This is a genomic window from Streptomyces sp. GbtcB6 (assembly GCF_019091475.1).
Classification (GTDB): domain Bacteria; phylum Actinomycetota; class Actinomycetes; order Streptomycetales; family Streptomycetaceae; genus Streptomyces; species Streptomyces hyaluromycini.
The window spans coordinates 241,408-266,372 of sequence record NZ_JAGXJL010000006.1 but is presented as its reverse complement, the minus strand read 5'-3'; the positions used below and the strand labels follow the sequence as shown (position 1 = coordinate 266,372).

The window sequence follows — 24,965 nt, the reverse complement described above, 5'->3', positions numbered from 1 at the left end:
ACGGAGTCCGGTCAGCGGGGTGCGGTGCGCAGGTCGATGCCGCGGTCCTGGGCGTCGGCGGTCACGATCCGGGTCGCCATGCGTGACAGCCGCTTCCGGTCGGCTTCGGACAGCGGCTCGGCACACCTCTCGATCCGCTCGCTGAACTGTGCGGCGATCTGCTCCACGAGCTGTCGGCCGGTGTCGGTGATCGATACCTGGAACGAGCGGCGGTCGACGGTGCTGACGGCGCGGGTGACCAGCCCCCGGCGCTGCGCCCGGTCGTCCAGGCCGCTGACCGAGGACTTGTCGAGGCCGAGGTGCCGGCCGAGCTGGTTCATGGTCGGCTCCCGGTCCCGCAGTATCCCGAGCATCCGGGTCTGGACGATCGACAGGTCGTGGCGCCCTGCGATCTCGGCCAGGGCGCTCTGAACCAGGAACGACAGCTGGGCGAGCGCGTCGACCAGCCCGAAATCCTCATCTGCGGACGACGGCGCGGGCGGCATGTCGTGGGATGACGTCATGTCCCGATTCTACTTGCAAAGGTACGTGGCACCCACTAATTTCATTTGTGCCACGAACTAAATCCTTCGTCCCACGTACCAAATCCGAGGAGAGCAGCCATGGACATCCGCGCCGCCGTCGTCAGCTCGTTCGACAACCCGCCCCGATACGAACCCTTCGACCTGCCCGCTCCCTCCGGCGAGGACCAGGAAGCCGTCGACGTCCTCGCCGTGGGCCTGCACCCCAGGGTGCGGACCGGAGCGTCGGGCAGCCACTACACCAGCACCGGCAAGCTGCCGATGGTGCCCGGCGTCGACGGGGTCGGCCGGCGGGCGGACGGCCGGCTGGTGTACTTCGTCGCCGATGACGAACTCGTCGGCCCGATGGCCACCCGGACCGTCATCGACAGCCGCCGCAGCGTCCCGCTGCCGGAGGGCGTGGACGTGGTGAAGATCGCCGCCGCCATGAACCCGGCCATGTCGTGGTGGGTGGCGCTGCGCCGCCGCGTCCCGATCGAGGCCGGGCAGTCGGTGCTGGTCCTCGGCGCGACCGGCAACGCAGGCCAGATGGCCGTCCAGGTCGCCAAGCGGCTCGGCGCCGGCCGGGTCGTCGGCGCCGGCCGCGACCAGGCCCGCCTGGCGGCTCTGCCCGGAATCGGCGCGGACGCGACGGTCGCTCTCACCGACGACTCCGACGCCACCGCCGCGGCCCTGGCCAAGGAGGCCGCCGAGGTCGACCTCGTCATCGACTACCTGTGGGGCAAGCCCGCCGGTGACGCGATCACGTCGGTGCTGCGGGCCCGAGCCGACCGCGGCCGCGCCCTGAACTGGATCCAGATCGGCGCCATGGCAGGCCCCACCATCGAACTGCCCTCCGTCGCACTGCGCTCGGCCGACTTCCGGCTCCAGGGCAACGGCCAGGGCGCCGTATCGACGAGGACGTACCTGGAGGAACTGCCGTCCCTCATCGACGAGATCGAGAGCGGCGGCCTTGCGGTCACCGCCCAGGCGGTCCCCCTCGCCGACGTCGAAACCGCGTGGAAGGCGCCCGACGTCCCGGGCGTACGCACCGTCCTGGTGCCCTGAACCCGCCTCACGGCCTCGGCGGCAGCCGAAGGTCAGCCTGTCTGCGCTGGAGAGACCTGACCTCGCCGGTCGGCTCGTTGATCCTGAACTCCTGGCCGACACGCGGGAACTCGGCATCCTCTACGACCGCGACGAGAGTGGGAAGGGAGAGTTCTTCCATCTCTGTGCCGCTCCTCCAGCACTTCAGGGCCGGCGCCGGAGCGAGCGGAGGCTCATCGGGACGGGCCCGTTTCCGGCGGGCAGGGTGGAGATCGTGGAGCCTCTAATTCCACCCCCGATTCCACCCATGGGTCCAGGTGCTCTGGGCCTCGTCGCAGCAGTCTTGGGAGCATGACAACGACCGAGTGGATCACCGACATCGCCCTCATCCTGGTCGTCTTCCGGCAGCTGCGGGAAGGCAGACTCGACCTCAAGTCCTTTCTGATCCCGTTGGGGATCGTGGCCTTCGTGGCGCACTCGTACCTGGACAGCGTTCCCACCGGGGGCAACGACCTGGTGCTGATCGGGGCCCTGATGAGCGTGGGTGCCGCGCTCGGCATCGCCGGCGGCGTCTACACCCGGATCCGGAGCGTCGGCGAGCACGTCCTGATCAAGGCCGGTGCGGTGTCGGCGATCCTGTGGGTATTGGGCATGGGGGCGCGGATGGGCTTCCAGATGTGGGTCGAGCACGGCGGTGGCGCCGACGACGTCGCCCGGTTCAGCATCACTCACCACATCACCGGCGAGGACGCCTGGGTAGCGGCGTTCGTGTTGATGGCACTCACCGAAGTGGTCACACGGCTGGCCACGATCTTCATACGAAGCCGGGCCCGTACGGTGACCCACCCCGTGCCCGTCCTCGACCGTACGGCCTGATCGTGCAGTGCGTTCTGCCCGTGTCCGCAACCCAGAGCGCCCCGCCCGGGAACGCCGCGGCCGAGGGAGCGGGCGGCCCGCGGTCGATTCCCGGACAGGACCCGCGTATGCAGTGGGCGCTGACCCTCGCGGTCATCGTCGTCGGAATGCTGACGATCCGGCCCATGGACTTCAGCGGCAGGGGTCTGGCCGTCACCCTCCTCCTGGTGATCAACTCCGCGGCGCTGCTGGCTCGGCGCCTGCCCGAGAACAGGATTCCCAAGCCCCTCGCTCTCGCCTGGCTGTCCCTCGGTATCGTCGCGGCGGCCGCCCTGATCGGTGTCAGCCGCAGCGGAACGGGTTACCTTTTCGCCTTCTTCCTCGCCGGTCACATCGGATACCGGCTCGATACCAGGCCGGCCCTCGTTCTCGCGGGGATCTGCAGTCTGCTCTGCGGCGGTGTCCTGTACTTCCACCTCGGACCGGGGCACCACCTGTTGCCCTGGGCGGTCGGTCTCGCCGCCGGCACCCCGGTCCTGGTCGGCATCGCCAACCGCAGTCAGCGCCGGGCCGTACTGGCGGCGATCGCGGCGGCCGAGTCGGCCGAACGCGCAGCCCGGGCCGAGGCCCAGACCGCCGTGCTGACCGAGCGCAGCCGGATCGCCCGGGATGTGCACGACGTCCTGGCACACTCGCTGGCCGGGATCAACATGCACTTGGAACTGGCCGACGCACTGATCGACACCGGTGACCTGGAGAAGGTTCGGGAGGCCAACAACAAGGCCCACGGCCTGGTCAAGGAGAGCCTGAAACAGGCGCAGTGGACCGTACACGCGCTGCGCGAGGACGCGCTGCCGCTGCTGGAGAGCCTGACCGCGATGCTCGAATCGTCGGGCCACCGTGACGTTCTCACCGTCACCGGGACCATCCGTGAGGCTCCGGCCCAAGTGACCCAGCAACTGCTGCGGATCGCCCAGGAGGCGCTGACCAACGCCGCCCGGCACGCTCCCGGGGGAGATGTCCGCGTGGAGCTGACGTTCGCCGCCTCGTCGACCACGCTGAGGATCCGTAACCGCCCCGCCACCCGCGCGGTGAACGCAGGTGTCGGCAGCGGGATGGGGTTGATCGGAATGCGCGAGCGCGTCGCTCTCCTGGGTGGAACCGTCACCGCGGGCCCGGTCACCGAGGGACCGGACCAGGGCGGCTGGCAAGTGGAGACAGTGATACCGGGATGAGCGAACCGACCGAGAGACCGCGGCGGTTGAGGGTGATCGTCGCCGACGATCAGGCCGCCGTCCGGGAGCCGCTCGCCGCAGTGCTCGGGCTGTCCGAGGACCTCGACGTCGTCGCGGCCGCCGCGGACGGAAGCGAGGTGCTGACGGCTGTTGCCGCCGGGCCGGTGGACGTCGTGCTGATGGACCTGCGCATGCCCGTGATGGACGGGATCGAGGCAACCCGTCGGCTGAGCGAGGAGTACCCGGAGGTGGCGGTGGTCGTGCTGACCACCTTCGCCGACGACGACTCGATCCTGGGGGCGTTGAACGCAGGGGCCCGGGGCTACCTGACCAAGAACGCAGGACGCCAGGACATCACCCGGGCGATCTGTGCCGCTGCCGCCGGTCAGTCCGTGCTCGACCGCGAGGTCCAGGACCGGCTGCTCGCCACCCTCAGGACCAAGGCGCCGGTGCCGGGACAGGCCCTGCCCGAGGACCTCACGCGCCGCGAACGCGAGGTACTCACACTGATCGGCCAGGGCCTGCCCAACCGGGGCATCGCCGAGAAGCTCTTCATCAGCGAGGCCACGGTCAAGAGCCACATCAACAACCTGTTCGCCAAAGCGGGGATCCGCGACCGAACCGACGCCGTCCGTCGCGCCATCGCGGCAGGTCTGGCCTGACCTGCCTGAGGAGAAGAAGCGCAGAAGGAGATCGCGGTGCCGTCCGGTGCACTGGTGGCATACGTGCACAACAGGGTCTGCTTGGAGTCGGCGACCGCGCCGGCGGAATCGAGTTCACGGCCCGTGCGGCGTTGAGTTGCTGACAGGAACGGCATGACCGCGAGAGAGAGGGCGGCGAGCGCCATGCCGGGTATGGAGCGCTCCGCCTCTCCCGTGCCGATCAGCGCGCGGACGGCGTCGACCTGCCCTCCGCGCGGGCCCCGGTCCAGGCGGCGTCGCGCAGGAGCCGCAGGCCGTTGAGGCCGACGATGACGGTCGAGCCCTCGTGGCCGAGGACGCCGAGCGGCAGCGGCAGGGTGGCGGCCAGGTCCCAGACGACCAGGCCGGAGATGAACACGGCAGCGATGACGAGGTTCTGCACGACCAGGCTGCGGGCCCGGCGGGAGAGCGCCACCACGGCGGGCACAGTGGCGAGCTCGTCGCGGACGACGACCGCGTCGGCGGTCTCCAGGGCCAGGTCCGAGCCGGCCCGGCCCATGGCGATGCCGGTGTGGGCGGCGGCCAGGGCGGGCGCGTCGTTGACGCCGTCACCGACGACCAGCACCTTACGGCCGGCCTGCTCCTGTTCCCGGATCGCGCTCACCTTGTCCTGCGGCAGCAGTTCGGCGCGTACGTCGGTGATGCCGAGTTCGGCGGCCAGGCGGGCGGCGGCGCGCGGGTTGTCGCCGGTCACCAGCATCGGCGCGGTGCCGGTGAGCGCGGTGAGGGCGGCGACGGTGCCGGCGGCGTCCGGCCGCAGCCGGTCGGCGATGCCCAGCACCCCGGCCGGGACGCCGTCGGCCAGTACCAGCACCGCCGTGCGTCCGCCGTCCTCCAGCCCGGACGCCACGGCCAGGGCACGGGCGGCATGTGCGCCCTCGGCACCGGCCAGCAGCCGGGCGGGGGCGCCGACGGTGACCCTGCGGCCGTCGACGGTCGCGGTTACGCCCACGCCGGGGGTGGAGGTGAAGTCCTCCGATGCGGCCAGGGTGAGGCCGCGGGCGGCGTCCACGACGGCGCGGGCCAGCGGGTGCTCGCTGGGGTGCTCGGCCGCCGCCGCGAGCGCCAACAGCTCGTCTTCGGTGAGTCCGGAACCGGTCAGCGGGCGGATGTCGGTCACCCGCGGGGTGCCCTCGGTGAGGGTGCCGGTCTTGTCCAGGGCCACCGCGTCGATCTGGCCGAGGCGTTCCATCACCACGGCGGACTTCACCAGCACGCCGTGCCGCCCGGCGTTGGCGATCGCCGACAGCAGCGGCGGCATGGTCGCGAGCACCACCGCGCACGGCGAGGCGACGATCATGAAGGTCATGGCCCGCAGCAGCGAGCCGGTCAGGTCGGCCCCGAACGCGAGCGGCACCGCGAATACGGCCGGCGTCGCCGCCACCATGCCGATGGAATAGCGCTGTTCTACCTTCTCGACGAACAGCTGGGTCGGCGCCTTGGTCTCGGAGGCTTCCTCGACCATCTGCACGATCCGGGCGATCACCGAGTCCGAAGCGTCGCGTTCGACCCGGACGCGCAGGGCGCCGGTGCCGTTGAGGGTGCCGGCGAACACCTCGTCGCCGATCTCCTTCGCGACGGGCAGCGGCTCGCCGGTGATGGTGGCCTGGTCGACCTCGCTCGCCCCGTCCATCACGCGGCCGTCGGCACCGACGCGCTCTCCGGGCCGTACGAGGATGATGTCGCCGACCGCCAACTCCTCGACAGGCACGGCTTGTTCAGCGCCGCCCGACGTCAGCCGGGTGGCAGTGGCCGGGGCCAGGTCGAGCAGGCCGCGTACTGAGTCGGCGGTGCGCGCGGTGGCCAGCGCCTCCAGGGCGCCGGAGGTCGCGAAGATGACGATCAGCAGCGCGCCGTCCATCACCTGGCCCACGGCTGCCGCGCCCAGCGCGGCCACGATCATCAGCAGGTCGACATCGAGGGTCTTCTCCCGCAGCGCCTGTAGTCCGGCCCAGGCCGGCTCCCAGCCGCCGGAGGCGTAGGCGAGCGCGTACAGCGCACCCGAGGCCCAGGCGGGCGCGCCTGCCGGCCGCAGCGGCAGCGCGATCAGGAACAGCACCGTTGCCGCCGCGGCCCAGCGGGCCTCGGGCAGCGCGAACACCCGGGTCCGCCGCCGCGGGGCGGCCTCGGGACGCACCGTCGGTGCGGGCGCGGGGCGCTCGGTCAGGGTGGAAGACATGGCGGAAGAACCTTCGGCAGAGCAGGACGTGGCAACCCGTCCACCATACAGGTACATATGAAGAGGTCTTCAAGTGTTGCTTGTATGATGGCTGCCATGGGCCATGGAGCAGCTCCCGCGAAGAACGCCGTACCGCGCACCCGCCTGGATGCGGACAACGCCGCCCGCGTCGCGACCACCCTCCAGGCCCTCGCCACCCCGTCACGGCTGCTGATCCTGGCCCGCCTGCGGGAGGGCCCGTGCGCCGCCACCGAACTCGCCACCGAGGTCGGCATGGAGCAGTCCGCCTGCTCCCACCAGCTCCGGCTGCTGCGCAACCTCGGCCTGGTCACCGGCGAGCGCCGGGGCCGCTCGGTGATCTACGCGCTCTACGACAACCACGTCGCCGAACTCCTCGACCAGGCCGTCTACCACATCGAGCACCTGCGCCTCGGCATGAGCGACACCGAGGAGGCCGAGGAGGCGGCACTCGGCGCCACGCGCTGAGCCTGGTCACAGCCGGTGCTTCCGGCGTAGACGCCGGCGATGGCGCCGGGCACGGCGTTCAGCGCGGCACCGGCGCTGATGCGGTGCATGTCGTGGTTCTGCGGCGCCCCGGCCGTGATTCTCATGGTCACCATCCAGTACGAGATCAACGAGGTCGTCACCGGTCTGTTCGGCGTCGTCCTGATCGGCTGGTCCCTCCGGTCCCTCTGGTCCTGCTGGTTCTCCGTCCGCCGCAACCGTGCCCTCGCGGCGGACGAGGGAGCAACGGAGGCGGCCGGCACGGTCCCGGTCCCGGTCCCCCAGGTCAAGGGCGGGTCATGGATTAGGGAGGCAGGGTGACGCGGGCGTACTCTGTGGGCGGTTTGACCAGACACCTCGTTCGGTGAGGCGTCTTCACGGACACAGGCCACTGATCCCACCCGTCGAGAGACGCTCCGGATCAGGACAGGTCTCCCCGGCCCAAGGGGTGACCCCAAGTGGCTTCCCCCGCAGGGGGATCACGCCGTGGAGTGCCAAAGCTCTGACGAGATGGGGTGTACCGGGGACGTACGTCCCCGGTTTCCCCCTTGCCGCATGACCGCGACGCCCTGTGCGCGGCCAGGACCGGGAGGAGGCGACATGGACAGTGGTCCGGGCCATAGTCGGCCCTTCTTCGTGTTGTCCGCGCCGTCCTTCCGCGGCCCGGAGCAGCCCGCTCTTCCCTGACCCGTACGGTCCACCGTCCGGGGCAGGCCGCGCACCGGCGCGCGTCCTGCTGCCCGTACGCGTAGAGAAGTGCTGCCCCGGGACCGCCCGATGCCCCGTCATGACGGGGCAAGGGGGTGTTCACCTTGGCTTCCCACACTCTGCTCATGTCCACCTCGGCCCGCCTGCGCGACCGCCGGGTCCACCTGGAACGCCGCGCCACCGCCTCCAAGGCGGTCCGCACCTCACTCGTCTCGCTGGCCGGCCTGATCGGCGGTCCGGTCACCAACCAGTCCGGCCAGGAGGTCGGCCGCGTCGTCGACGTGGTCGCCCGGCTCTACGGCGCGGACGCGTACCCGCCCGTCACCGGCCTGATCCTGCGCATCGGGCGGCGGCGCACCTTCCTCGCCGCCGACGCCATCGGCAAGGTCCAAGCCGGGCACGTACGACTGTCCACCGCCCGGGTCGACCTGCGCGACTTCACCCGCCGCCCGGGCGAGGTACTGCTTGCCAAGGACGTCCTCGACCACCAACTCGTCGACGTGGACGGGATCCAGGTCACCCGGGCCGCCGACCTGTACCTGGCGCCGCTGCCCGACCGGGTGGTGCTCGTCGGCGTGGACGTCTCCCTGCCCACCCTGCTGCGCCGGCTCGGCCCGCGCCGCTGGCAGGCCCGCCCGACCCCGGAGCGGGTGCTGGACTGGCAGGCCGTGGCCCCGTTCGCCGAGCAGGCCACCGAGGGCCCTCCCGAGGTGAAGCTGCGCGCCTCCCGGGCCGCACTCCACCGGCTGCGCCCGGCCGACCTCGCCGACATCCTCGAAGACCTCGGCCGCGCCGAACGGCAGCAGCTGCTGGGCTGGCTGGAGCCCGAGCAGGCGGCCGACGCGCTGGAGGAGATGGAACCGGCCGAGCTGGAGAACCTGCTGCGCGAGGTACAGCCGGAACACGCCGCCCGGCTGGTCGACGAGATGGAACCGGACGAGGCCACCGACGCCCTGCGCGACCTCACCCCCGAGGAGCGCGAGACCCTGCTGGCCCGCATGCCCGCCACGGAAGCGGCTGAGCTGCGCCGGCTGCTCGCCCACCGGGAGGGCACCGCGGGCGGCGCCATGACCACCCTGCTGATCACCGCCCGCCGGGACGAGACCGTCGCACAGGTGCGGGCCCAGCTGGCCGAGCAGGCCGAGCACCGCACCGAGATCGACGCCGTCGCCGTGGTGGACGACCAGGGCCGGCTGATGTGCGACATCGCCCTGTTCGACGTGGCGGTGGCCGAGGACACCACCCCGGTGGCCGACCTGGTGGCCTGGCGCGCCCAGTTCGGCCCGCCCGACACCGTCCGTCCCGACACCCCGCTCAACGAGGCCGCCGACCAGTTGGTCGCCGCCCGCGCCTCCTCACTGCTGGTGGTCGACGACACCGGCCGACCGCTCGGCCGGATCCTGGCCGACGACCTGCTCGACGCCCTGCTGCCCGAGCGCGGGCGCCTGCACTTCCGGAGGTTCCTGCAGTGACCACCCGCGACCTCGACACGGCCGCGGCTCCGCCCACCGCCGGCCCCGCCAAGCGGCGGCGCGGCCTGGGCCGCCTCGCGATGATCGCCGCCATCGCCGGTCCCGGCCTGGTCGCCGCCAATGCCGGCAACGACGCCGCCGGCATCGCCACCTACGCCTCGGCCGGCTCCCAGTTCACGTACGGCACCCTCTTCTTCATGGTGCTGGTCACCATCGCCCTGGTCATGGTCCAGGAGATGGCCGTCCGCCTCGGCGCCTACACCGGCAAGGGCCTGGGGGCCCTGATCCGCGAGCAGTTCAGCCTGCGCCTGACCGGGCTGGCCGTCTTCTGTCTGCTGCTGGCCAACACCGGTCTGGTCGTCAGCGAGTTCGCGGGCATCGGCGCCGCCTTCGAACTCCTCGGCGTCCCCAAGTGGGCGGTCATCCCGCCGGCCGCGATCCTGCTGTGGTCGCTGGTCCTGTTCGGCTCCTACCGCTGGGCCGAGCGCATTTTCCTGATCATGTCGTTGGCGTTCTTCGCCTACCCGATCGCCATGATCCTCGGCCACCCGCACTGGGCCGAGGTCGGCAAACACCTCGTCGTCCCGCACATCGAGCCGAGCAAGGACTTCATCCTGCTCGCGGTCGCCCTGATCGGCACCACTGTCAGCCCCTACATGCAGTTCTACGCCGCCGCGGGCGTCGTGGACCGGGGCGCCAAGCCCGAGGACTACCGGCTGATCAAACTGGACGCCATGCTCGGCGCGGTCTTCGCCTGCGTCATCAGCCTGACCATCATCATCGCCACCGCCTCCGTCATCGGCGGCACCGGCCCGCTCAGCTCCGCCGCCCAGGCCGCCGAAGCCCTCAAACCCGTCGCCGGGCAGAACGCCGAACTCCTCTTCGCCCTCGGCCTGATCGGCGCCTCCGCCCTCGCGGGCGCGGTCGTGCCGCTGTCGGCCAGCTACGCCATAGGCGAGGCCGCCGGCGTGGAACGCTCCGTCTCCCGCAGCTTCCGTGACGCCCCGCTCTTCCTCGGCCTGTTCACGGCCCAGATCGTGCTGGGCGCCACGGTCGCGATGACCCCGGTCGACGTCATCCAGCTGCTCATCGGCACCCAGGTGCTGCAGGGACTGATCAGCCCCATCGTGCTGGTCTACCTGCTGGTGCTCACCAACCGCCGCTCCGTGCTCGGCCCGGCGGCCAACGGCCCGCGCTACCGCGTCGCCGCGACCGCCGTCGTGGTCGGCGTGGCGGGGATGTCCACGATTCTGCTCGTCCAGACCGTCCTGGGCTGGTTCGGCCTCGGCTGATCGCGGATTCCGCCACGCCGCCCGTTCCCAACAGGGTGGAAGTCGCGACGCGGCTCCCGGAACACTTCGCACGCCCGATGTGTTTATGCAGGTCATAGGCCTGTTATCGAGCATGACAACGGTCACCGATGCAGCCTTTGGTGATTCGAGTACGTGTGCGTTTCACTGCGGGCAGAACATCCGCCGCGAGGGGGAAGGCGTCAGCATGAACGACCACGACCACGGCCACCAGCATGGCCCGGGGCACGCGCACGATTCGGGACACGGCCACGGTGCGGGCGGTCACGCAGGGCACTCGCACGGCGTCTCCGCGGACGCGGATCGCCGCTGGCTGGCGATCGCCCTCACCCTCATCACCGCGTTCATGGCCATCGAGGTCGTCATCGGCATCATCGCCGGTTCGCTGGCTCTGATCTCGGACGCGGCGCACATGCTCACCGACGCCGCCTCGATCGTCCTCGCGCTGATTGCCATGCGGCTGGCCGCCCGGCCGGCCAGGGGCGGCTTCACGTACGGCCTCAAGCGCGCCGAGATCCTCTCCGCCCAGGCCAACGGCCTCACCCTGCTCCTGCTCGGCGCGTGGCTGGCGTACGAGGCGATCCGCCGCCTGATCTCTCCGCCCGAGGTCGAGGGCGGCCTGATGCTCGCCACCGCGCTGGCGGGCATCGCCGTCAACGTGGCGGCGACCTGGTGCCTCTCCAAGGCCAACCGCTCCTCCCTCAACGTCGAGGGCGCCTACCAGCACATCCTCAACGACCTGTTCGCCTTCGTCGGCACCGCGATCGCCGCCCTGATCGTCGTCCTGACCGGCTTTGCCCGCGCGGACGCCATCGCCACCCTCGTGGTGGTGGCCCTGATGGTGAAGGCCGGCTACGGGCTGCTGCGCGAGTCCGGCCGTATCTTCCTGGAGGCGGCGCCGGCCAACGTCGATCCGGACGCCGTCGGCGACCAGCTGGTCGCCGAGCAGAGGGTCGTCGAGGTCCATGACCTGCACGTCTGGCAGATCACCTCCGGCCAGTCCGCCCTGTCCGCCCACGTCCTGGTCGAGCCCGGCGGCGACTGTCACGCCGTCCGCCGCGACCTCGAAGAACTCCTGCGTCATGACTACGGCATCACCCACACCACGCTCCAGGTCGATCACGCCCCGGTTCCTGTTCTGCAGGCGGCCCTGCCCGGCGACCGCGACCTGCTGCCCACCGAGGACGCCGAACACTGCGAGGAACCGCACGGCCCGGTCCACCGGGATGAGCCACACGAGCACTGAGGCATCGAGTCAGCTCGGCTTCCGCCGGCTGCGCATCCGCTGGGAACGGCGAGCTCATTACGCCAGGAGTCGTCAGCGTTCGAAGTAGCGGCGGGGGTTTTGGATCAGCATGGTGTCGATCTGTTCCTCGGTGATCCCGCGTGCGCGCAGTGCCGGCAGCACGTCGTCACTGATGTGCGTGAAGACCCAGCGCGGGTTGGCGGCCTGGACACGGTCCTCGGGCACCCAGTCGAGGTGGCAGGCGGCGTCGTGGGAGAGCACCAGGCGGTCGGTGTATCCGCGGGCCACCAGCGCGACCACCGTCTCCACTCGCCGCTCGAACGGCAGGGCGTCATCCAGGCCGAACCGGTCCATGCCCAGGAGCGATCCGGCGTCGGCGAGCGTGGTGAGGTAGTCCAGGTCGGTGGTGTCGCCGACGTGCCCGATCACCACCTTGGCCAGGTCCACGCCCTCCTCGGCGAGGAGCTTCTGCGCCACCAGACCCGACAGGTTCGCCACGCTGGTGTGTACGGTGATCGGCGCGCCGGTGGTCCGGTGGGTGGCGGCAACTGCCTTCAGGACGCGCTCCACGTCGGGGGTCAGCCCTGGCTGGTCGATGGCGCACTTGAGGAAGGCCGCGCGGATGCCGGTTCCGCCGATGCCTTCCTCCAGGTCGGTGCGGAACATCTCCAGCAGCGGCTCGGCACCGTCGATCCACCGTCCGGGGCCGTTGTACTGGAAGAAGAACGGCAGCTCGGTGTAGGTGTAGTAGCCGGTGGCGGGGACGATGTGGAGGTCGACCTGCTCGTTGACCCGGGCCACGCGTGGGAGGTAGCGGCCGAGTCCGAGCACGGTGGGGTCCACGATCGTGTCGATCCCCCGGGATTTGAGGGCACGCAGCTTGGCGACCGCATTCGCCACGCGCACTTCCTCGTCCCACCGCCGCGGGTAGTTGCATCGCAACTCCTCGCTGAGTACGAAGACGTGCTCGTGCATGAGCACCCTGCCCAACCGTGAGGAGTCCACCGGGCCGCGCACCGTGGGCACCACGCTCATCGCGAGTCACTCCCTGGAACTCCGAGTTCGGGTAGACCGCCGTCCGGAACGTCATCGATCAGGATGGTCTGGTGAGTTCCTCGAGGAGGAAGACGAAGGACTCGTACGACCGCCCGGTAGCGTGTCGCAGACCCATTTCGCACGTGCGGTTCGCTGACAGGTATGCCTGGGCCGGAGAGGCGTCGAGTCCGGCCTTCTCGTCCCGTGTCGCGGAGACCACCAACTCCGGGTGGAGCAGACCGCGGTCTCCCGCGGTACCGCAACAGGTGGTGCCGACGGGCACCATGGCCGTGTCGGCCAGGAAGGACGCGATGGTCCTGAGGTCGCGGTTGAGTTTGAGGTGCGTCGTGGAACACGTCGGATGCACTGCGACCGTCTTGAGCTTCCGGTTCACCGTGAGACGCGGAAGCAGGGCCCGGCACCAGGTGATCGAGTCCTGGATGCTCATGGCCTCCATGTGGGCGCGCCGCGCGTCATCGACGTGCCGGGCGACATCGTCGAGCAGCCCGTGGGTGCAGGACGCGGCATCGATCACGATCGGAAGCGAGCCGTGATCGCTCCACTTCCACAGGGCGTCGCAGATCGCCTCCGCCATCCACAGATGCCCGTCGGTGAGACCCTTGCTCGCCCAGGGCGTCGAGCAGCACAGTCCGTGCACGTCATCGGGTATCCACAGAGGCATGCCGGCGCGGGCGGAGAGCGTGACGAACGCCTCCGGGAGCGACGGCGTTCTCGGCTTGTCGGGGTCGCGTCCGAAGATGCGGTTGATGCAGGTCGGGAAGTACACCGCACGCGCGGATCTCCGCTCGGTGTGCGGGAGGCGGGCGGGTGCCGGGCGGGGCATGGGACCCGGTACCGAGGGGACGAGATCGCCGCTGGCGACGAATCGCGCCGCGTTGGTCAGCTCCGTGAGGACCTTCACGCCCATGTGGGACTGGACGCCGTCGACCGCAGACATCCCTGCGCGTGCGAGTCTTTCGATCTTGTCCCAGTGCTCGGCTGCCGCCAGCCCGGCACGCTCACGGGAAGCGGTGGACTCGGCACGGCGGAACCCCTTCATCAGGTCCCCCGTGTTGATCTGCACAGGGCACGGGATGGCACAGGTTCCATCGGCGGCGCACGTCTCTATGCCGTCGTATTCGTACTCGGCCTGCAGCTGTGCAAGCACGGGAGAATCCTCGGGTTGCCGGGCCATCTCCCGGCGGAGGGCGATCCGTTGCCGAGGGGTCGTCGTCACATTGCGGCTGGGGCACACGGCCTCGCAGAAGCCGCACTCGATGCACAGATTCGCCGCTTCTTCGATCTTGGGTGTGGACTTGAAACCCTTGAGGTGGATGCCCTCGTCGGCCGTCAGGATGACGTCCGGTCCGAGGATTCCGTGTGGATCGGCGAGCCGCTTCAGCCGCCACATGATGTCGGTTGCCTTGGCGCCCCACTCGTGTCTGACGAAGGGCGCCATGTTGCGCCCGGTGCCGTGTTCGGCCTTGAGCGAGCCGTCGTACTTTCCGATGACCAGGCCGACCAGGTCGGACATGAATGCCCCATAGCGCTCCTTGTCGGCTTCCTCGGTGAATATGGGAGTCAACGTGAAGTGCAGGTTGCCGTAGGCGGCGTGGCCGGCGACCCCGGGGAGGAATCCGTGCTTGCTGAGCAGCTGTTGCAGGTCGTGGGCACCCTCGGCGATACGTGCGGGAGGGAAGCACACGTCTTCGTTGATGACCGCGCTGCCTTCCGGTCGCAGGTGACCGACGATGCCGAGCAGGCCTTCACGCACCCGCCAGTTGCACTCGATGAGTTCCTCGTCCCGAGTGAACTCGATCGGGTCCAGCAGGGTGGTGTCCGCGACCACCTCTCGGACACGCCGCTCGGCGTCATCGAGTGCATCGGCCGCGCCGCGGAACTCCACGAGGAGAGCAGCCGCCTTGGGATCGAGCGTGCGCCAGTAGGCGGGGGCGCCCGGGTATGCCTGCGCCGCCACGGTCAACGCGGGTGCCATCAGCAGCTCCACCGCCTCCGCGCCCAGGCCGACCAGCGCGGGTACCAGACGTGCCGCCGCATCGACGGATTCGGTGGCGATCCACGTCACCGTGGTCAGCCCGGGGTCGGGGAGAGTGTCGAACACGACCTCGGCCATGAAGGCCAGTGTTCCTTCCGAACCGACGAGCAGCCGACGGAAGATCTCCAGCGGCGTCTCCGCGTCGAGAAAGGCGTTGAGGGCGTATCCGGTGGTGTTGCGGATGGTGTACTTGTGCCTGATCCGCTCGACGAGTTCCTCATCGGCGAGTATTTCCGCACGCAGGGCCAGGAGGCCGTCGGCCAATTCCGGCTCGGCTTCGCGGAACGCGGATTCGGCGTCGGGGGACTCGGTGTCGATCGTGGTTCCGGAGGGGAGCACGAAGGTGATCCCGGCCACGCAGTGGTACGCGTTCCTGGGCAGCGAGCACCGCATGCCTCCTGCGTTGTTGGCGACTACCCCGCCCATGGTGGCGACGTCGGCGCTGGCCGGATCGGGACCCAGTCGGCGCCTGTACGGTGCCAGGACGGCGTTTGCGTGAGACAGAATCGTGCCCGGGCCTGTCCGCAGGCGGGCGCCGCCGTCTTCCACGGTCATTCCGGCCCAGTGGCGCCGGACATCGATCAGTATGTCGTCGGACTGAGACTGGCCGTTGAGACTGGTGCCTCCGGACCGGAAGGTGGCATGGCGCCCGGTCCGGCGGCAGTAGTCGAACACGGCGGTGACGTCGTCCGCATCTCGTGGTTGCACGACGACCTGTGGAAGAAGCCGGTAGGGGCTCGCGTCGGAGGCATAGCGCACCAGGTCCGAGAGCCGGTGCAGGACTTGCTCGGAACCCAGCAGGCCGGTGAGGTCGCGGGCCAGGCCGGCCGGTGAGCCACCGAGGTGTTCGACGCCGACCGCATCGGGCTGCACCGGCCCCTCCGGACGCCCGATGCGGCCGGCCTCGGGAGTGAAGAGCTTTCTCATGCGACGGCCTCCAAAGGCCCGGCGGTGCATTGCGGTGTCCGTGGCAGACCGGCGCAGGATCCGCCTTGCGTTCAGGCGGACGGCGGGCCGGAGAGATTCGTCAGGAAACGCATTTCCAACTCGCCTTCAAAAGTTTCGGCGCCGGCCTTCATCGCATCCTTGATGCGCGCCTTTGCAACGTCGCTGGCGACACTCAGATCGGACTCGTGGGCCTCCACCAGAAGCCCCTCCGGCAGCGAACCGTATACTCCGGAATCCACGGCCGCCTTGGCGTGCGCGATCGCATGCGGAGGAAAGGTCGCGATGCGGCGAGCCAGCCTCTCGACAAAAGGTGTCAGCTCTTCCGGCGGCAGAGCCCGATTGATGTAGCCGTAGCGTTCTGCCACGTCAGCCGGGATGTCATCGCAGCCCAGGAGCACCTCCAAGGCGCGCCCCCTGAGCAGCGGCAGTCTCTGCGTGGAACCACCACCCGGAACGAGACCGATCGCCACTTCCGGCTGGGCGAAGATCGCCTTGCCGAGCGCTGCGAAACGCATGTCCATGGCCAGCGCGATCTCACTGCCTCCGCCCCTGGCCCGGCCCTCGATCTTCGCGATGCTCACCTTGGGCATGTTCCTGAACCGCTCGCCGATCAGCTGCGTGAGACGAAAGCTGGGCGTATGGGAAACTGTCGACGGAGCCGCCCCGACCCGGCCCAGTCCGGAGTGCGCCATGAAGAACTCGGGAATCGCACTCTGCAGAACCATGACTCGGACGCTTTCATCCGCCTCGATTTCCCTGCCGAGCCTGTCGAACTCCGGCGACAGGAATTCGTCGAGGAGATTTATCGGCGGGTAGTCGAGGGTGACAAATGCCACCCCGTCATCAAACTCGAACCGGAAATACCGGTAATCCGAGTATGCCATGGGCCCTGCCCCTTTCGGGATGACGGCCGATAGCGGATCGCCGCTCCCGGTTCAGGCGCTCACGAAACGCTGGCGAAGCTCGCCGATGCCGGTGATATAGCTGACCAGCTCCTCACCCGGCCGCAGCCACCGCGGCGGGTTGCGGCCGATGCCGACGCCGGCCGGGGTGCCGGTGAAGATCACGTCACCGGGCAGCAGTGCCAGGGTCGCGGACAGGCCCTCGATCAGCCGGGGAACCGAGAAGATCAGGTTGCCGGTGCGGGAGTGCTGCACGGTCTCGCCGTCGATGGCGCAGCCGAGTTCGAGGTCGTCCGGGTTCTCGAACTCGTCCACGGTGACCACCCACGGGCCGATCGGGGCGAACCCGGGGAGCGACTTGCCCAGGCTGAACTGCGGGGCGGGGCCCTCGATCTGCCGGATCCGTTCGGAGATGTCCTGGCCCACGGTCAACCCGGCCACGTAGGACCAGGCGTCAGCGGCGGACACCCGCTCGGCGCGTCGGCCGATCACCGCGACCAGCTCCACCTCCCAGTCGGTGTGCCCGCCCTCGGGCAGCGTCACCGTGGTGACCGGTCCGCTGATCGACGTGCGGAACTTGGTGAACACCGGTGGGAACTTGTCCGGGGTGTCCAGCTTGGTCTCTTCGGCGTGCTCGCGGTAGTTCACGCCGACGCCGAACAACTGGGGCGGCGCCGGGGTCGGCGACCCGAGATCGGCGGGATCGAACGTGGACGCGCCGCTCGGCTTGGCGTCCTTGCCCCAGCCCAGGAAGTCCTCCCAAACGTGGTAGACCGCCTGCGGCTCGGGTCCGAACCTGCCACCGCTGGCCTTCTCGACATCCACCGCACCCTGCTCGGTGAACATGGCCAGTCGGCCGGAAAGGTTTCCGATGCGCACTGTCGCTCCCTGGACATCGACGATGTGGACCCGGGTGAGCGCCCGAACAGATGACTCAGGCTGGAGGGTTGAGAGCAATCCCCATAGCGGCGGGCGTTCACGGGGCTGACAGTCCCACCAGATCGGTCGTTTCTATGCGATACATGCTAAAGCGGCTCAATGGAGGCAGCCACCCAGCCCGGCGCCTCGCCGGTCCTGGCGTCTACGAGTCACAGGTTGCGTGCACCGTCACTCGGCCATGACGCTCGTCCGGCGCTCTGAGGCCCTGATGCGTCGTTTCTGGCCCGAGGCGCCGTCACATCCCCTCCCTCCCCGCGTTCATGCAGGTCAGAAGGGGTGTGGCGGCAGCATTTCGCAGGGTGTTCAGATGTCGCGGAAGATCTCGATCTGCGCCCCGATCGTGTTGAGGCGTTCGGCGAGGTCCTCGTAGCCGCGGTTGATGACGTACACGTTGCGCAGGACGGACGTGCCCTCGGCCGCCATCATGGCCAGCAGGACCACGACGGCGGGGCGCAGGGCCGGCGGGCACATCATCTCGGCGGCGCGCCAGCGGGTCGGGCCCTCCACCAGGACTCGGTGCGGGTCGAGGAGCTGGAGGCGGCCGCCGAGGCGGTTCAGGTCGGTGAGGTAGATCGCGCGGTTGTCGTAGACCCAGTCGTGGATGAGGGTCTTGCCCTGGGCGACCGCCGCGATGGCGGCGAAGAACGGGACGTTGTCGATGTTCAGGCCGGGGAAGGGCATCGGGTGGATCTTGTCGATCGGCGCCTCCAGCTTGGAGGGGCGGACCGTGAGGTCGATCAGGCGGGTACGGCCGTTGTCCGCGAAGTACTCGGGGCTGCGGTCGTGGTCGAGGCCCATCTCCTCCAGGACGGCGAGTTCGATCTCCAGGAACTCGATGGGGACGCGGCGGACCGTCAGCTCGGACTCGGTGACGACGGCCGCGGCCAGCAGGCTCATCGCCTCGACCGGGTCCTCGGAGGGCGAGTAGTCCACGTCCACGTCGATGTTCGGGACGCCGTGCACGGTCAGCGTCGTGGTGCCGATGCCCTCGACCTTGACGCCGAGTGCCTCCAGGAAGAAGCAGAGGTCCTGGACCATGTAGTTGGAGGACGCGTTGCGGATGACCGTCACGCCGTCGTGGCGGGCCGCGGCCAGCAGCGCGTTCTCGGTCACCGTGTCGCCGCGCTCGGTCAGGACGATCGGGCGGTCGGGGCGGATCGCGCGGTCGACCTGCGCGTGGTACTGCCCCTCGGTCGCCGCGATGTCCAGACCGAACCGGCGCAGCGCGATCATGTGCGGCTCGATGGTCCGCGTCCCGAGGTCGCAGCCGCCGGCGTACGGCAGCTTGAAGTGGTCCATGCGGTGCAGCAGCGGGCCGAAGAACATGATGATCGAGCGGGTGCGTACGGCGGCCTCGGCGTCGATCGACGCCATGTCGAGGTCGGCCGGGGGGACCAGCTCCAGGTCGACGCCGTCGTTGATCCAGCGGGTGCGCACGCCGATGGAGTTGAGCACCTCCAGCAGGCGGTAGACCTCCTCGATCCGGGCCACCCGGCGCAGCACCGTGCGCCCCTTGTTGAGCAGCGAGGCGCACAGCAGGGCCACGCACGCGTTCTTGCTGGTCTTCACGTCGATCGCGCCGGACAGTCGGCGTCCGCCCACCACCCGCAGATGCATCGGGCCCGCGTAGCCCAGTGAGACGATCTCGCTGTCCAGGGCTTCACCGATTCGAGCGATCATCTCAAGGCTGATGTTTTGGTTGCCGCGCTCGATGCGGTTGACAGCGCTCTGACTGGTGCCGAGCGCCTCCGCGAGCTGTGTCTGTGTCCAGCCGCGGTGCTGCCGGGCGTCACGGATGAGCTTGCCGATGCGTACGAGGTAGTCGTCTGCCATGAGGCCGAGGTTATCTCAGATATGAGATGGCACCCGTTGGGGGGTCCGTTCGGGTGATGCCCTGTCAACGAGCCTGGCTGTTCGGCCCGTCGACCGTCGTTCCGATGCGCGCAAGGGCGGGGTGAGCGCACGTCAAAACGGCTCCCAACGTTCGGTCAGGTATTACGCCGGCCGTTGTCCGGAGGCCTTTCATCCGAGTGCTGGAGTGGCGCCAGGCGCTATCCGTCGGCACCCGTCACAAGGCTCGATTCGGAGGTGCGAGAAATGCCCCAGGAGGCCATTGAGACCGTCCTGTCCGCCGGATATCTGGAAGTTCCGAAGATCACCCCGCTCGGGTCTCTCGACGCCGATCAGGGAACGATCACCCTGACGCCCGAAGGCGAGAATCCGAAGCCGTTCCTCGCGATCACCCACAACGGAATCTGATTCATGGTCCGTTGTGCCCAAGGCTGCCGCCGGTGCCCTGTCGGAAGGTGCGCCGACGGCGACCGCCCGGAATTCCCGCACTCTCACCGCACACAGCGGTGCTCGTATACGTCTCGAAGGATTTGGGCGGCGGAGGGTGTGGCGGGCGACGGCGGTATATGCGGTCGCGCGCTGAAGATTCCGGACGGGAGACCTGAGCCCGGCGCGGCCGCCGGAGAGGACGGGCGGCGGCAGGCTCCCGCGGTCCCCAAGAGCCATCTGGGTCACATCCCGACCTGGATGTGGACTTCACAGGTCAGGACAGTTTCTTCCTGACCGGCGAGGCGGGTCTCGCGGACTGGCTGACGGCGCACGGGGCGCCGGCGTCGACGTTCGACGGCATGCCGAGCGGCCGTGAGCCGGCGCCTCGGCAAGCCGTCGCGGTACCGCTCGACTACGGTCGGCTGCCGTCCCGCCGCGCCCTGCGCGACATGTTTTCCAGGTCCAGCGTGCTGTGGATTCCACTGGCCTCCTTCTCTGCCGATCCACGGGTCGCCAGACACGGTCTGGAATGGCTCTCCGAGATCGACATCCCGGGCTGTTCCGCGGCGAACCACCGGATCGTCTCCCAACTTCTGCTGGCCCGCGAAGAAGTACGTATGACCGGCGCCGGAACGGATCGCTTCATCCGCCCTCCGGAACAACTCCAGCTCGCCAGCCGCACCCGTCCAGGAATTCTTCCGGACGAGCACTCCACCATCGGAAACCACTTCGAGGTGGCCATGTCGCCGACCGATCCGGCCGGTCGCGTCGACATCGAACTCACGGTTTCCGGAATGTTGCGGATCGATTCCGTACTCGTAGCCGGACACCGTGAATTGGCGGGTGCCCGCGCCAGCCGATTCACGGCCGCCGCCGAAATGGCGGAGGAGATGCCGACATCCTGCCCGCTGCTGGGTGAGGGTCCAGGTCAACCGGTTCGTCGACGGGTTCGGCCCCTTCGTCGACGGCATCCACGCGACGAGCGGCCCCGAGTGCCGGGGCGCGGTCACCGAGGTCGCCATCGGCACCGGCGTGCTGTCCGCCGACCGGGTGGACCGGAGCCCGAACTGCCTGCTCAACGAGGGTGCCGCCGGCGTCCATCCGGGGGTGGGCAACGGCCTGACCGGTATGCGCTTCGACTTCATCTCGCGGTGGGCCCGACTCGACACGTTCTGGGTAGATTTACGACACGCCGACGATCCGCCGTGTGGGTTCCCTGTACCGCCGTCCGGAGCCGGACGGCGGCGCCCCGGTGGCCGTCACCGGCGCAGTGTGCTCCCCCTCAGCCCGACCCGGAGACCCCTCTCCCGGCGCCGCGGTCCCGTGGACGCCTCCTGCCGTCCGTGGTCAGCGGAGACTGGACGAGGCCGGGCAGATAGTGGTGGAAGAAGACCTCTTCCATGAGTTCACGGCGGCTGTGCACGTCCGCCTTGCGGAAGATCTTCTTGAGATGGTCCTGGACGGTGTCCTCGGTGATCGCCAGCTCGTCCACGATCTCGGTGGTCGACCGGCCCACGAGCACTCGCTGGGCGACCTGGCGTTCGCGGGCCGACAGGCCGTACGCGTCGAGCACGATCGCGGCGAGTTCCCCGGGCTGGCTGAGGCCGACCGAGACATAGGTGTGCCCGGCCGCGGTCTCTTCACCGTGCCCTGTTCCCCCGTCCTTTCCCCCGCCATGACCCGGGGCGGACATGTGGGTGGCGTGCAGGGTGACCCAGTGGCCGCTGTGGGTCCTGACCCGGGAGCGCGTCGAGTGGACCGGTGACTCGCCGGGGTTCTCGTGGGCGGTGGTGCGGAGCCTGGCGGCCACGGCCTGCAGGGCGAGCGGACCCGTCTCGTCGTCCGTCGGACGGCTCTCCTGGATCTGGCCCAGCCAGTGCCGCGCGGTCGGCGTGGCCTGCTGGATCCGGCCGTTCCGGTCGAGGATGACGAGGCCCGGCGCGTCCGGAGTGTCGCCCAGGTCCGTGCCGCCCAGCAGGAACGCCTGGCGCAGCGCCCGCCCCGCCGGGGTGCTGAGCCGGGCGGCGAGTGCCACGTCGGCGGGGGAGAACGGCAGCGTGCCCCGGGCCCGGCACAGCACCAGCAGGCCCCAGCAGCGGCCCCGGTCCCGCAGCGCCACGCGCAGTTCGTCGGCGAGGCCCTCGGGGTGCAGGATGTCCCGGTAGTAGACGCTGTCATCCAGGCGCCGGCCTGCGGACACGCTCAGCAGACTGGCCGGCTCGGTACGGCGGGACAGCGCCCGGATGTTGTCGACGCCCGCCTGCTCGGCATGTTCGATCTCGAACAGCCGGGGCATCACGCGCTCGGGGAACCCCTGTTCATGGCGGCCGCCCGTGTCCAGCAGCGTCGCAGGATCGAGCAGCACCCCGCACCACACGTCCGCGGGTACCCGCCTGAGCAGACAGTGGGCGGCGGCGCCCAGCACCTCAAGGGCGGCGCCGGCGGCGGGCGCGGTGGCGAGCAGCCGGCGGGAGCGGCGCTCGAAGGCGTCCACCAGATCGCCGGAACGGGCGCGTAACGAACCGGAACGGCCCGCGGCGGGCTCCGACGGGGGCTCTGACGCGGGTCGAGGCATATCCGCAACTCTACGGATATCCCGGATAGTTGGGATGGGTTCCGGGCGATCCGCCGCTTACGGTCGCCGTACCGCTCCACACGGGGGGTGTGTCGCGGAGGCCTCGTGCCTCCGCGACGCTGTTCTGTGTCACCGAACGAGGCACCGCATGGACACGATTCCTGTCACCGTGCTCGGACCGTCCGGCTCCGGCAAGACCCTCTATCTGGCCAGCCTCTTCCGCCGGCTGGCCATCCAGCGGCCGGACACGGGGTTCTTCGTGAACGTCCCCGGCGCCGACAAGATCAGGCTGAACAACATCTTCCGCGATGTGGCCGCCGGGGCGCCTGACGTGTGGCCCGACCCCAGCCTGCAGGCGGAAACCACGGAATGGACGTTCACGTGTTCGCTCCGGACGGAGGACGACGCGGTCTTCAGCCCGTTCGCCCTTTCCTACCTGGACTACTCGGGCGCGTTCCTGCAGATCGCGGACGCCTGGGAGACCGAGGAGGGGCAGGCGGTCTGGGACCGGGTCAGGGCTTCCAGGTTCCTGCTGCTCCTCCTGGACGGGGAGAAGGTGCTCCGCCAGCTAGACGGTGAGCCGGGCCTGACCGACGAACTCATCGCGATCCTCAACGAGATCCAGCAGACCGACGCCGCCGTGCACGTCGTGGTCACCAAGTGGGATCTGCTGCAGGCGGCCGGACACACCCTGCGCAGCGTGCTCGACGGTCTGCTGGAACATCCTGACTTCGAGGCCTTCTACCTGGACCGGCTCAACCGGAAGTCGGTGGGGACGTTCCGCTTCATCCCGGTGAGCGCGCTCGGCCAGGGGTACGCGGCCCTGGACCCCGCGTCCCGAACCATGGTCAAGCAGGTCAAGCCCGGTACGTACCCGAGGCCGTACAACGTCGAGATACCGTTCATGGCCGTCCTGGTGGACCTGGTCCGCGACGAGCTGAGGGCCTCGGCGCGGCGGGCGGAGACCGCGGGTCCGCTGCTGGAGCAGCACAGGCAACGGCTCGAACGGATGGACGGGTGGGACGGCAAACTGTCCCTGCTGCGCAGCGTCCTGGGCGCCCGGCCCGCCCGCTCGCCCCTGCTGCGGGCGGTCCAGCAGGATGTTCTCGGAGCCGCGGAGTCGTACGGGAAGAGCCGGATCGCCGAGCGCAGGCAGCAGGTCGAGCAGGAGATCGCCCAGGTGCGCGGGCAGATGCTGCAGGCGCGTTCGGCGGACGAGGCGCTGACGCGCATGGCCGAGGTGTTCGACGCCGTGCTGGCCGAGTTCGAGGCCGTGCACCCGGGGTCGCTCGTGCTGAAGGAGGCCTCATGACCCATGGACCGGCCGAGCCGCCGGCCGGAGCGGACCGGCCGGACGCCTGGCCCTTCGTCATCACCCGTACCGCCAGTCACGACTTCCAGGTGGTGGTCGGCCCCAGGTTCCTCGCCGAGACCCGGACCCACGGACTGCTCGCGAGCGTGGCGGGCGGCGAGGTCTCCGACGACGGCGCCTACCTGCGCGAGTACCGCGACCGGGGCGGGCGCTCCCTGTGGCTGCTGTACCGCGTGGTCTACCTGACGGGAGCCGACGTCGGCCGGGACGTCGAGTACGTCCGCAACCACGGGCGCCGGACGCCGCTGATGGAAGGCGTCGTCCGCCGGGACAGGCCGCGGACCGGCGAGGCCACGCGGGAGCTCTTCCACCTCGTGCACGGCCTGTGCGCGGACGTCGTCAAGGACTTCTACGACGCCGACTCCGACACCTTCGGGGTGCACCCCGCCGACGAGATCGAGGTACCGGAGGAGGGAGCGCCGCTGCGCTGCGTCATCCAGGACACCTACCACTCGCAGAGGAGTATCGAGGCGGCCCTTCCGGGCCGCCGCCGACCGTCGGGCGACCGGCGAGTCCTGGCCGGGCCGGTCGGCGGGCCCGCGGCCGTTTCGGTACCGCCGGACCGCGGCCGGGATGCTGCGTCTGGCGGGTACCACGCTGGAGCGGGTCGGCAGGGGAGCCCAGACCCTGGGCGCCAGGGCCCACTCGGCCGCGGCAGCCCTCGAAGCACTGGAGGCTCTGGAGACCACGGGGACGTCGGCGGCGGGCGGTCCGAGCCGGCCGGCGGACGGCTCGTCGACCGGCCGTGGGGCATCGTCTGTGCGCTGACGGCCACCGTACTGATCTTGTCCGTGGCCCTGCTGGTGGTTCTGCTGAGCTCGGTCTGACACGGACCGGGCAGGAACTGCGGGCGGGAACGGGGCGACAGGGGCGGGCCGGGGAACCACAGGGGAGTTCCCCGGCGGCGCAAGCTTCAAGATCACCGGGTTCGCCTTGGGGGCGGCGGTCGGCGGACCGGCCGTGGCCTGGTCCCTTCCGGGGGCTCTGGCCCTCGCTGTCGGTGTGGCGGCCCTCGCGGCACTGGCCTTCTTCGCGATCCCGGCGGCAGCGGCCGGCGCGACCGGGGACCGGGGGACGTCGGGTTGACCAGCGTCGAACCTC

21 protein-coding genes, 2 pseudogenes and 1 riboswitch are annotated in these 24,965 nt (G+C 69.9%); of the genes and pseudogenes, 12 read left to right on the top strand and 11 right to left on the bottom strand.

Translation table 11 applies throughout. The features are described 5' to 3' along the window. Positions 1-11: 11 nt before the first annotated feature. Positions 12-503, bottom strand: a complete 492-nt coding sequence (locus tag KVT45_RS13480) for a MarR family winged helix-turn-helix transcriptional regulator (RefSeq protein ID WP_254646709.1) — start codon at positions 501-503, stop codon at positions 12-14. Between the two features lie 99 nt (positions 504-602). Here KVT45_RS13480 and KVT45_RS13475 point away from each other — a divergent pair, with 99 nt between their 5' ends. Then, complete coding sequence (locus KVT45_RS13475; RefSeq protein WP_217547237.1) at positions 603-1,568, top strand: zinc-binding alcohol dehydrogenase family protein; 966 nt, start codon at positions 603-605, stop codon at positions 1,566-1,568. Positions 1,569-1,575: 7 nt separating this feature from the next. Here KVT45_RS13475 and KVT45_RS13470 read toward each other — a convergent pair whose 3' ends face one another. Beyond that, a complete protein-coding gene (locus tag KVT45_RS13470) occupies positions 1,576-1,728 on the bottom strand; it encodes a hypothetical protein (protein WP_217547235.1) in 153 nt (50 codons plus the stop codon). A gap of 170 nt (positions 1,729-1,898) precedes the next feature. Between KVT45_RS13470 and KVT45_RS13465 the strand changes: the two genes are divergently transcribed. The 3 genes from KVT45_RS13465 (at position 1,899) to KVT45_RS13455 (ending at position 4,299) form a co-directional block, all read left to right on the top strand. Beyond that, the gene (locus KVT45_RS13465) at positions 1,899-2,423 is read left to right on the top strand and encodes a hypothetical protein (RefSeq protein WP_217547233.1); all 525 of its coding nucleotides are present in this window, start codon (positions 1,899-1,901) and stop codon (positions 2,421-2,423) included. Between the two features lie 107 nt (positions 2,424-2,530). Continuing rightward, positions 2,531-3,637, top strand: a complete 1,107-nt coding sequence (locus KVT45_RS13460) for a sensor histidine kinase (protein ID WP_217547362.1) — start codon at positions 2,531-2,533, stop codon at positions 3,635-3,637. Then, positions 3,634-4,299 carry a response regulator transcription factor gene (locus KVT45_RS13455; RefSeq protein WP_217547231.1) on the top strand — a complete coding sequence of 222 codons (666 nt, stop codon included), beginning with the start codon at positions 3,634-3,636 and terminating at the stop codon, positions 4,297-4,299. The genes KVT45_RS13460 and KVT45_RS13455 overlap by 4 nt, the downstream gene beginning before the upstream one ends. 59 nt (positions 4,300-4,358) lie before the next feature. Here the strand turns inward: KVT45_RS13455 and KVT45_RS56250 are convergent. Beyond that, positions 4,359-4,541 (bottom strand): annotated as a pseudogene (locus KVT45_RS56250) (cation transporter); the annotation flags it as partial. Next, positions 4,520-6,517, bottom strand: coding sequence for a heavy metal translocating P-type ATPase (locus tag KVT45_RS13450; protein WP_217547230.1), 1,998 nt, complete (start codon positions 6,515-6,517; stop codon positions 4,520-4,522). The gene KVT45_RS13450 and the pseudogene KVT45_RS56250, both read right to left, overlap by 22 nt. Before the next feature lie 96 nt (positions 6,518-6,613). On the opposite strand from KVT45_RS13450, the gene KVT45_RS13445 reads away from it, so the two are divergent. The 5 genes and pseudogenes from KVT45_RS13445 (at position 6,614) to KVT45_RS13425 (ending at position 11,757) form a co-directional block, all read left to right on the top strand. Then, positions 6,614-7,003, top strand: coding sequence for a metalloregulator ArsR/SmtB family transcription factor (locus tag KVT45_RS13445; RefSeq protein ID WP_217547228.1), 390 nt, complete (start codon positions 6,614-6,616; stop codon positions 7,001-7,003). A gap of 50 nt (positions 7,004-7,053) precedes the next feature. After that, positions 7,054-7,342: pseudogene (locus KVT45_RS13440) on the top strand (DUF475 domain-containing protein); the annotation flags it as partial. A 28-nt stretch (positions 7,343-7,370) separates the two neighbouring features. Then, a riboswitch (M-box (ykoK) riboswitch) is annotated at positions 7,371-7,543 on the top strand. 311 nt (positions 7,544-7,854) lie between these two features. Then, the gene (locus tag KVT45_RS13435; protein ID WP_254646708.1) at positions 7,855-9,201 is read left to right on the top strand and encodes a CBS domain-containing protein; all 1,347 of its coding nucleotides are present in this window, start codon (positions 7,855-7,857) and stop codon (positions 9,199-9,201) included. Next, on the top strand, positions 9,198-10,493 hold the full coding sequence (locus KVT45_RS13430) for a divalent metal cation transporter (RefSeq protein ID WP_308310715.1): 1,296 nt from the start codon (positions 9,198-9,200) through the stop codon (positions 10,491-10,493). The genes KVT45_RS13435 and KVT45_RS13430 overlap by 4 nt, the downstream gene beginning before the upstream one ends. Positions 10,494-10,698: 205 nt before the next feature. Further along, positions 10,699-11,757, top strand: coding sequence for a cation diffusion facilitator family transporter (locus tag KVT45_RS13425; protein WP_217547224.1), 1,059 nt, complete (start codon positions 10,699-10,701; stop codon positions 11,755-11,757). A gap of 72 nt (positions 11,758-11,829) precedes the next feature. On the opposite strand, the gene KVT45_RS13420 is transcribed toward KVT45_RS13425, so the two are convergent. From KVT45_RS13420 to KVT45_RS13400, 5 genes are all read right to left on the bottom strand, one after another. Beyond that, positions 11,830-12,792, bottom strand: coding sequence for a phosphotriesterase (locus KVT45_RS13420; RefSeq protein ID WP_217547222.1), 963 nt, complete (start codon positions 12,790-12,792; stop codon positions 11,830-11,832). Positions 12,793-12,850: 58 nt separating this feature from the next. Beyond that, entirely contained in the window at positions 12,851-15,775 is a 2,925-nt protein-coding gene (locus KVT45_RS13415; protein ID WP_217547221.1) for an FAD-binding and (Fe-S)-binding domain-containing protein, read from the bottom strand. A 71-nt stretch (positions 15,776-15,846) separates the two neighbouring features. Continuing rightward, positions 15,847-16,680, bottom strand: coding sequence for an enoyl-CoA hydratase/isomerase family protein (locus KVT45_RS13410; protein ID WP_217547219.1), 834 nt, complete (start codon positions 16,678-16,680; stop codon positions 15,847-15,849). A gap of 51 nt (positions 16,681-16,731) precedes the next feature. Next, on the bottom strand, positions 16,732-17,577 hold the full coding sequence (locus tag KVT45_RS13405) for a fumarylacetoacetate hydrolase family protein (protein ID WP_217547217.1): 846 nt from the start codon (positions 17,575-17,577) through the stop codon (positions 16,732-16,734). Positions 17,578-17,940: 363 nt separating this feature from the next. Beyond that, positions 17,941-19,470 carry a UDP-N-acetylglucosamine 1-carboxyvinyltransferase gene (locus tag KVT45_RS13400; protein WP_217547216.1) on the bottom strand — a complete coding sequence of 510 codons (1,530 nt, stop codon included), beginning with the start codon at positions 19,468-19,470 and terminating at the stop codon, positions 17,941-17,943. 264 nt (positions 19,471-19,734) lie between these two features. On the opposite strand from KVT45_RS13400, the gene KVT45_RS13395 reads away from it, so the two are divergent. Beyond that, positions 19,735-19,896, top strand: coding sequence for a hypothetical protein (locus KVT45_RS13395; protein ID WP_217547214.1), 162 nt, complete (start codon positions 19,735-19,737; stop codon positions 19,894-19,896). 263 nt (positions 19,897-20,159) lie between these two features. On the opposite strand, the gene KVT45_RS13390 is transcribed toward KVT45_RS13395, so the two are convergent. After that, the gene (locus KVT45_RS13390) at positions 20,160-20,939 is read right to left on the bottom strand and encodes a hypothetical protein (protein WP_217547213.1); all 780 of its coding nucleotides are present in this window, start codon (positions 20,937-20,939) and stop codon (positions 20,160-20,162) included. Between the two features lie 260 nt (positions 20,940-21,199). Further along, positions 21,200-22,492: a LuxR C-terminal-related transcriptional regulator gene (locus KVT45_RS13385; RefSeq protein WP_217547211.1), complete on the bottom strand. Its 1,293-nt coding sequence runs from the start codon at positions 22,490-22,492 to the stop codon at positions 21,200-21,202. A gap of 148 nt (positions 22,493-22,640) precedes the next feature. Here KVT45_RS13385 and KVT45_RS13380 point away from each other — a divergent pair, with 148 nt between their 5' ends. Next, positions 22,641-23,804 (top strand): hypothetical protein, encoded by a 1,164-nt coding sequence (locus KVT45_RS13380; RefSeq protein ID WP_217547209.1) that lies wholly within the window; start codon positions 22,641-22,643, stop codon positions 23,802-23,804. Further along, positions 23,801-24,691: a hypothetical protein gene (locus tag KVT45_RS13375; protein ID WP_217547208.1), complete on the top strand. Its 891-nt coding sequence runs from the start codon at positions 23,801-23,803 to the stop codon at positions 24,689-24,691. Before KVT45_RS13380 ends, KVT45_RS13375 begins: the two co-directional genes overlap by 4 nt. Positions 24,692-24,965 lie beyond the last annotated feature (274 nt).

What these genes read in the sequence shown, in the direction of transcription:
- KVT45_RS13410 (WP_217547219.1), bottom strand. Translation starts at nt 16,680, where the DNA reads ATGGCATACTCGGATTACCGGTATTTCCGGTTCGAGTTTGATGACGGG.
- KVT45_RS13400 (WP_217547216.1), bottom strand. Translation starts at nt 19,470, where the DNA reads ATGGCAGACGACTACCTCGTACGCATCGGCAAGCTCATCCGTGACGCC.
- KVT45_RS13475 (WP_217547237.1), top strand. Translation starts at nt 603, where the DNA reads ATGGACATCCGCGCCGCCGTCGTCAGCTCGTTCGACAACCCGCCCCGA.
- KVT45_RS13455 (WP_217547231.1), top strand. Translation starts at nt 3,634, where the DNA reads ATGAGCGAACCGACCGAGAGACCGCGGCGGTTGAGGGTGATCGTCGCC.
- KVT45_RS13470 (WP_217547235.1), bottom strand. Translation starts at nt 1,728, where the DNA reads ATGGAAGAACTCTCCCTTCCCACTCTCGTCGCGGTCGTAGAGGATGCC.
- KVT45_RS13445 (WP_217547228.1), top strand. Translation starts at nt 6,614, where the DNA reads ATGGGCCATGGAGCAGCTCCCGCGAAGAACGCCGTACCGCGCACCCGC.
- KVT45_RS13425 (WP_217547224.1), top strand. Translation starts at nt 10,699, where the DNA reads ATGAACGACCACGACCACGGCCACCAGCATGGCCCGGGGCACGCGCAC.
- KVT45_RS13385 (WP_217547211.1), bottom strand. Translation starts at nt 22,492, where the DNA reads ATGCCTCGACCCGCGTCAGAGCCCCCGTCGGAGCCCGCCGCGGGCCGT.
- KVT45_RS13460 (WP_217547362.1), top strand. Translation starts at nt 2,531, where the DNA reads ATGCAGTGGGCGCTGACCCTCGCGGTCATCGTCGTCGGAATGCTGACG.
- KVT45_RS13415 (WP_217547221.1), bottom strand. Translation starts at nt 15,775, where the DNA reads ATGAGAAAGCTCTTCACTCCCGAGGCCGGCCGCATCGGGCGTCCGGAG.
- KVT45_RS13375 (WP_217547208.1), top strand. Translation starts at nt 23,801, where the DNA reads ATGACCCATGGACCGGCCGAGCCGCCGGCCGGAGCGGACCGGCCGGAC.
- KVT45_RS13420 (WP_217547222.1), bottom strand. Translation starts at nt 12,792, where the DNA reads ATGAGCGTGGTGCCCACGGTGCGCGGCCCGGTGGACTCCTCACGGTTG.
- KVT45_RS13480 (WP_254646709.1), bottom strand. Translation starts at nt 503, where the DNA reads ATGACGTCATCCCACGACATGCCGCCCGCGCCGTCGTCCGCAGATGAG.
- KVT45_RS13395 (WP_217547214.1), top strand. Translation starts at nt 19,735, where the DNA reads ATGCCCCAGGAGGCCATTGAGACCGTCCTGTCCGCCGGATATCTGGAA.
- KVT45_RS13435 (WP_254646708.1), top strand. Translation starts at nt 7,855, where the DNA reads ATGTCCACCTCGGCCCGCCTGCGCGACCGCCGGGTCCACCTGGAACGC.
- KVT45_RS13380 (WP_217547209.1), top strand. Translation starts at nt 22,641, where the DNA reads ATGGACACGATTCCTGTCACCGTGCTCGGACCGTCCGGCTCCGGCAAG.
- KVT45_RS13450 (WP_217547230.1), bottom strand. Translation starts at nt 6,517, where the DNA reads ATGTCTTCCACCCTGACCGAGCGCCCCGCGCCCGCACCGACGGTGCGT.
- KVT45_RS13465 (WP_217547233.1), top strand. Translation starts at nt 1,899, where the DNA reads ATGACAACGACCGAGTGGATCACCGACATCGCCCTCATCCTGGTCGTC.
- KVT45_RS13390 (WP_217547213.1), bottom strand. Translation starts at nt 20,939, where the DNA reads ATGGCGACCTCGGTGACCGCGCCCCGGCACTCGGGGCCGCTCGTCGCG.